At 71.2% G+C, this 6,228-nt stretch carries 5 protein-coding genes and 1 pseudogene; 3 read left to right on the plus strand and 3 right to left on the minus strand.

The genetic code is table 11. The annotated features are described in order from the left end of the window. Positions 1-923: matrixin family metalloprotease (locus VOI19_RS11870; protein ID WP_323793172.1), on the minus strand; the 923-nt coding region annotated here is incomplete at its 3' end. Positions 924-1,076: 153 nt separating this feature from the next. Here VOI19_RS11870 and VOI19_RS11875 point away from each other — a divergent pair. Both VOI19_RS11875 and VOI19_RS11880 read left to right on the plus strand, forming a co-directional pair. Next, a complete protein-coding gene (locus VOI19_RS11875) occupies positions 1,077-2,366 on the plus strand; it encodes an MFS transporter (RefSeq protein ID WP_323793173.1) in 1,290 nt (429 codons plus the stop codon). Positions 2,367-2,410: 44 nt separating this feature from the next. Next, positions 2,411-3,292, plus strand: a complete 882-nt coding sequence (locus VOI19_RS11880; protein ID WP_323793174.1) for a GNAT family N-acetyltransferase — start codon at positions 2,411-2,413, stop codon at positions 3,290-3,292. A 45-nt stretch (positions 3,293-3,337) separates the two neighbouring features. Here VOI19_RS11880 and VOI19_RS11885 read toward each other — a convergent pair whose 3' ends face one another. Both VOI19_RS11885 and VOI19_RS11890 read right to left on the minus strand, forming a co-directional pair. Next, positions 3,338-4,576 carry an acyl-CoA desaturase gene (locus VOI19_RS11885; protein WP_323793175.1) on the minus strand — a complete coding sequence of 413 codons (1,239 nt, stop codon included), beginning with the start codon at positions 4,574-4,576 and terminating at the stop codon, positions 3,338-3,340. Positions 4,577-4,616: 40 nt separating this feature from the next. Then, positions 4,617-5,747, minus strand: a complete 1,131-nt coding sequence (locus VOI19_RS11890) for a ferredoxin reductase (protein ID WP_323793176.1) — start codon at positions 5,745-5,747, stop codon at positions 4,617-4,619. Positions 5,748-5,838: 91 nt separating this feature from the next. Between VOI19_RS11890 and VOI19_RS11895 the strand changes: the two are divergent. After that, positions 5,839-6,228, plus strand: a pseudogene (locus VOI19_RS11895) (PucR family transcriptional regulator); the annotation flags it as partial.

A 6,228-nucleotide genomic window follows, 5' to 3' on the forward strand; every position in this document is an offset into this window, starting at 1 on the left:
TCCCGGGCGTCGGTGTGAGCGAGGCCGACCGCGTGGCCGATCTCGTGCACCATGATCTGGCCCCAGGCGACGAGGCCCTTGGCGGCGTACGACTCCGTGAGCGGCTCGGTGCTGTCGAGTGCGACGGCCCCTTGAGCGATCTCGAGCCGGTCGGATGACGGACCGATCGCCTTGGTCTGCGCGAAGCCGGCCGTGCCCCCGGCCAGCTCGGGGACCTCGCGCGGGGTCGCCCAGCCGATGACCAGGTCGGCCTCGCCGGCGTGGTCCTCGCTGATCGGCACCGTCGAGGTCGTGCCGCGATAGGTGAAGGCCAGCCCGGTCGCCCGGGTGACCTCCGTGAGCGAACGCTTGACCACCTTCAGTGACCCGCCGAACCCCTGGCCCGCGCGGAAGCGCCACTCGATCGGCGCGCACGGGTTCCAGCGGTAGCTCTCCCCCGCCAGCGTGTAGCTGCCGCGGTCGCCGATCGGTCGGTACGACGGCTTGACCCGCACGGTGCGCGTGCGGCTGGTGCCGGCGGGCCGATCACCCGCGGCCGGGGCGAGCACGCGAAGGGTGTGCGTGCGGTACCAGGTCGTCGGCAGTCGCAGGCGGTAGCGACCTCGCTTGTCGGTGCGTCCCGACGCGAGGCCACGCCAGACGCCGTCCACCTTCGTCTCGAGCCTCACCGCACGCTTCTTCCCCGCCGCGACCCTGCCGGTGACGAGCACCTTCCGGCCCGCCTTGGCGACCGACGTCGACGTCTTGATGGAGACCTTCGTGCCGGCACGCGCGCTCGGCCCGGAGGCGTCGACGAGATCACCGAGGGCCGGGGCCCACGACCCACCGGCGAGCACGAGGCACAGCACCAGCAGCACGGGAAAGGTGGAGCGACGGACGGTACGACGGTCGGCAGGACGGTCGGCAGGACGGGGGGAGCTCACCGTCTCAGGGTAGGGGCGCGTCGGGTGCCCGTCCCACCCTTCAGCATGTGGAGGATCGGTTCACCGCCCCCTAAGATCGAGGCTGCAGAGGGTTGAGCGCGCAGTGGTGGGTTGGCGCGTCGGTTTCCGACGTACCCCCGAAAGGCCCCTCTCGTGACCTTGTCCCAGGCAAGTCCCCCAGAGCAGACCGCTGTCTCGACAGCTCCGCTCTCCCCTCTCGGCAGCTATCGCCGGCTGCTCGAGCTCGCAGGACCCGGCTTCGTGCTGGTGGCGTTCCTCGGCCGACTCCCCCTCGCGATGAGCCAGCTCGGCACCCTGGTGCTGGTCTCCACCGCGACCGGCAGCTACGGCCTCGGCGGTCTCACCGCCGGCGCGCTCGCCGTCGCGAACGCGATCGGCTCCCCGATCGCGGGCGCCCTGGCCGACCGGATCGGCCAGCGTCCGGTGGTGCTCGTGCAGTCGATCGCCGGTGCCGTCGGGCTGAGCGCCCTGGTGCTCTCGGTGAACGCCGGGCTGAGCTCGCAGCTGGTCGTGGCCGTCGCCGCGACCACCGGCTTCGTGCTGCCGCAGGTCGGCTCGCTGGCGCGGGTTCGCTGGCGCCCGCTGACCGACCGCGCCGGCGAGACCGGACCGCAGCAGCGGAGCCTGGTCGACGCCGCCTTCTCCTACGAGGGCGCCGCCGACGAGGCGTCGTTCGCCATCGGCCCGGCCCTGGTCGGCGTTGCCGCCGTGGCCGTCTCCCCCGGTGGCGCGCTCTTCCTGGCGGCCGGGCTGCTGGCCGTCTTCGGTACGGCGTTCGCACTCGACCCCGCCGCGCGCCTGGCCCACCTGGCGTCCCTCGGACGCACCGTCGTCGACGACGGACGCCTCCTCACGATCACCTTCGTCGTCCTCGCCCTCGGCCAGCTCTCGATCGGCATGCTCTTCGGCGGCACCCAGACCGGCGCGACCGTGCTCGCCACCGAGGCCGGCCAGCCCGGCGTCGCGGGTCTCGTGCACGCCACCCTCGGCGTCGGCAGCGCCGTCGCCGGCATCGCGACCGCCTACCTGCCGGCCCGCATCGGCCACGAGCGCCGCGCTCTGGTCGCTGCGATCGCGCTGGTCGTCCTGTCGCTGCCGCTGCTGCTCGTCGGCGGCCTGGTGGGCGTGACCTTCGTGGTGCTGGTGCTCGGCCTCGCCGTGGCGCCGTACATGATCGCGATCTTCACCATGGCCGAGCGCGTCGTGCCCGCCCACCGGGTCGGTACGGCGATGACGCTGCTCGCCGCGTCCACCGGCATCGGCTACGCACTCGGCTCGAGCATCGCCGGCCGCCTCGGCGACGCCAGCGGCTCGACCGCCGCGTTCCTCGTCACGATCGGTGCCTCGGTGCTGGCCCTGACGCTCATGACGACCCAGCAGCGACGTCTGCACCGCGCGGTCACCCCCGCCCACGCCGGCTGAGGCTCGCCCTACCGTCGCGCGTCCGGCGGGTGCATGATCAGCGGGTGCTCATCCGCGAGGCAGGGCCTGACGACCACGCGTCCATGATCGCGCTCTGCACCGCCCGCAACCCGCACCAGACGAGCGCCGAGGCGGGCTGGATGCTCGAGGTCCCCGAGACGTGGCCCGACCTCGTGGCTCTCGTCGCGTGCTCCGACGACGTCCTCCTCGGTCACGTCGTGATGGCCTCCGGCACCTTCATGGCCACCGGCCGCACCGTCGTCGCGGTCAGCGTCGCCGCCGCCTATGAAGGCACCGGTGTCGGCCGAGACCTCTGGACGGCGCTCGCGCCGCGGATCCCCGCGTCGACCACCCAGCTGCGCACGGCGGTGTACGACGACGAACCGCGCGCCCTCGCCGTCGCGCAGCACTGGGGCTTCGAGGTCGAGGAGCTGTCGATCACCAGTGCGATGCTCCTCGACCCGACGACCCCTGCTCCCTCGCCGCCACCGGACGTGACCCTCGACAGCTCGACCGACTTCGCCTACCCCGACCGGGCTGCGGTCGAGGCGATGCTCCTCTCGAGCCGCACGAGCCCCGAGGCCCTCGCCGGAGCGGTGCTCGACCTCGACCGGCTTCAGGCCACCATGCAGGGCTCCGAGCCGGTGCAGGTGGTGGCCCGCGTCGACGGCGTACCGGCGGCGATCGTCAGCGGCTCGATCTACGAGGGCCAGCTCAGCGTCATGTACACCGGCGTCGACCCGCGCTTCCGCGGCCGCGGGCTCGCGCTGCTGGTCAAGCAGCAGGCGCACCACGACGCCGTACGCCTCGGCGCCACGAGCAGCTCGACGACCAACGAGGTCGGCAACGCCGGCATCCGAGGCATCAACACCCGCATGGGCTACGAAGCACAGCACGGCGCCTACCGGTTGCGCTTCAACCGGTAGGTGCCGTGGGTGCTGGATCAGACGGGCTCGATCAGACGGGACCGCTCAGGCGGCGGCAGCCTTCTTGCGACGTGCGGTCTGCTCGAGGCGGGCCTGCGCTGCGCGGCGGACCTTCTTGCCCTTGGTCGACATCGCCCAGAGCAGCTTGGCCTGCTGCGGGGCGTTCTTGACCGTGGTGGTGGCCAGGAAGCCGTTGGGCAGCGAGAGCCGCACGACCTTGTGCCAGGCCGAGTAGACCTGCTTCGGCAGCGAGCCCTCGACGTAGGTGAGGCCGTAGGTCTCGAAGACCTGCTTCACCTGGGGGGCGATCTCGGCGTACCGGCTGCTCGGCAGGTCGGGGTAGAGGTGGTGCTCGATCTGGTGGCTCAGGTTGCCGGTCATCAGGTGCATGGCCTTGGAGCCGGTGATGTTGGCGGAGCCGAGCATCTGGCGCAGGTACCAGTCGCCGCGCGACTCGTTCTCCGGGATCGACTTCTTCTCGAAGGTCTCGACGCCCTCGGGGAAGTGACCGCACATGATCACCGAGTGGGTCCACAGGTTGCGGACCAGGTTGGCGGTGAAGTTGGCCGCCAGGGTCGGCACCAGCGAGCCGGTCGGCAGCGCGAGCAGCGGGTTGACGACGTAGTCCTTGGTCGCCTGCTTGCGGATCTTGGCCTTGGTGTTGCGCAGGTTCTGCTTGAAGGCCTCGCTGCGCTTCTCCTTCGGGATCGACAGGTTCTTGCCGAGCTCGAGGTCGTAGGCCGCGATGCCGTACTCGAAGAAGCAGGCGTTGATGAAGTTCCACAGCGGCTGGCCGAGGTGGAAGGGCGACCAGCGCTGGTCCTCGTCGACGCGCATGATGCCGTAGCCGAGGTCGTTGTCCTTGCCGACGATGTTCGTGTAGGCGTGGTGCACCTCGTTGTGCGAGTGCTTCCAGGCGTCCGACGGCGTGGCGTTGTCCCACTCCCAGGTCGTCGAGTGGATCTTCGGGTCACGCATCCAGTCCCACTGGCCGTGCATGACGTTGTGCCCGATCTCCATGTTCTCGAGGATCTTGGCGATGCTCAGGCCGACCGTGCCGAGCACCCAGGCCGGAGGCAGGATGCTGACGAGCAGCACCGCACGCGAGCCGAGCTCGAGCTTGCGCTGCACGTCGACGACCTTGCGGATGTAGGCCGCGTCCTTCTCGCCACGGGCATCGAGGATGCTCTGACGGATGGCGTCGAGGTCGCGGCCGAGCTGCTCGATGTTCTCGGGCGTCAGGTGGCTGGTGGGGTTGACGTCCTGCTTGGTGATGACAGTCATGGAGTGCCTTTCGTCGGTACGACGGGGGTGCGGGGGAAGGTCAGTGGGAGACGGTGCAGTCGCCGGCGGCGGCGCTCACGCACGTCTGGATCAGGACGCCCTCGGGGCCGGTCTCGCCGGGCACCGCGCGGGTGATCGCGCCGTTGCGCAGGTCGCGCACAGCGCCTTCCTGGAGCGGCAGCACGCAGCCGAAGCAGACGCCGATGCGGCAGCCGCTCGGCATCAGCACGCCGGCGGCCTCGCCGGCGTCGAGCAGCGGGGTGTCGCCGTCGGCCTCGACGGTGACGCCGGAGGTGAATTTGAGCGTGCCACCCTCGCCGGTCTCGCCGAGGACGACGGGGCGGAAGCGCTCGGTGGTCAGCTCGAGGCCGCGGTCGGTGTGGAAGGCCTCGAGGGCGTCGAGCAGACCGGCCGGGCCACAGGCGTAGGCGAGGCGCTCGTCGAGGTCGGGCACCAGCGCGGCCAGCCCGTGCTCGGGGTGGGCGACGTCCAGGAGACCGTCGCGGTCGTCGTACCGCTCGATGAGGGTGAGGTGACCGTCGGCGGCGTGGGCGCGCAGCTCGTCGCGGAAGATCGCGCTCGACTCGTCGGTGTTGACGTGCACGAGGGTGATGTCGACTGCCGGGGCCGTGGCGCGGGAGTAGAGGTTGCGCAGCATCCCGATCACCGGCGTGATGCCGGAGCCGGCCGTGACCAGCAGCAGCTTGGCCGGCAGCGGGTCGGGCAGCACGAACTCGCCCTGCGCCTGGGCCAGCTGGAGCATCTGCCCGGCACGAGCGCGGCGCACGAGGTGGTTGGAGACGACGCCGCCGGGGATCGCCTTGACGGTGATCGACAGGCAGCCGTCTCGGCGCGGGCCGTGGGTCAGCGAGTAGGTGCGCCAGAGCCGTACGCCGTCGACCTCGGCACCGACGCGGACGTACTGTCCGGGCACGTGGCCGGCCCAGTCCTTGGCGGGCTTGATGACGATCGTGGCGGAGTCGGCGGTCTCGGCGCGCACCTCGACGATGCGCCCACGCAGGGGGGCACCGGAGCGCAGCGGGTGGAAGACGTCGAGGACGTCGTCGAGGTCGAGGGGGGTGACGGCGGCGTCGGCGAGCTTGCGCAGGCGGTCCCGCAGGGGCACGCGAGCCGCGGTGGGGGCCGGGCCGAAGAGTGCGGTGGTGGTCATGTCATTCAGTGTGCTGGACTCAGGAGATAAACTCCTGACCTGACGATGTGAATGCATCGACACTCTTTGTTCGCAGGAGACAATAATGCCGTTGGAATCGTTCTCCCAGATGCCTCTCGCCCTGCCTCCGCGAGCGGTCGCCGACATCCGGGCCGCCCTGCCGGGCATCGCCGAGGACGTCGTGTCGGTGATCATCGAGGAGGTCCCGAGCTATGCCGACGCCTTCGCCGGCCCGATGGGCGAGACCATCCGGGGAGCCGTGCAGGTCGCCCTCGGCTCCTTCCTGTCCCTGGCCGGCAGCACCGAGGGCGCCGACCCCCGCACGCCGGCCGCTCCCGCCGCCGAGGGCGCCTACCAGCTGGGTCGCGGCGAGGCCCGCAACGGGCGCTCGACCGACGCTCTCCTCTCGGCCTACCGGATCGGGGCACGCGTGTCGTGGCGGGCGATGTCGGCTCGCGGCGTGCACGCCAGACTGGACGCC

The organism is Nocardioides sp. (assembly GCF_034670285.1).
Lineage (GTDB): Bacteria > Actinomycetota > Actinomycetes > Propionibacteriales > Nocardioidaceae > Nocardioides.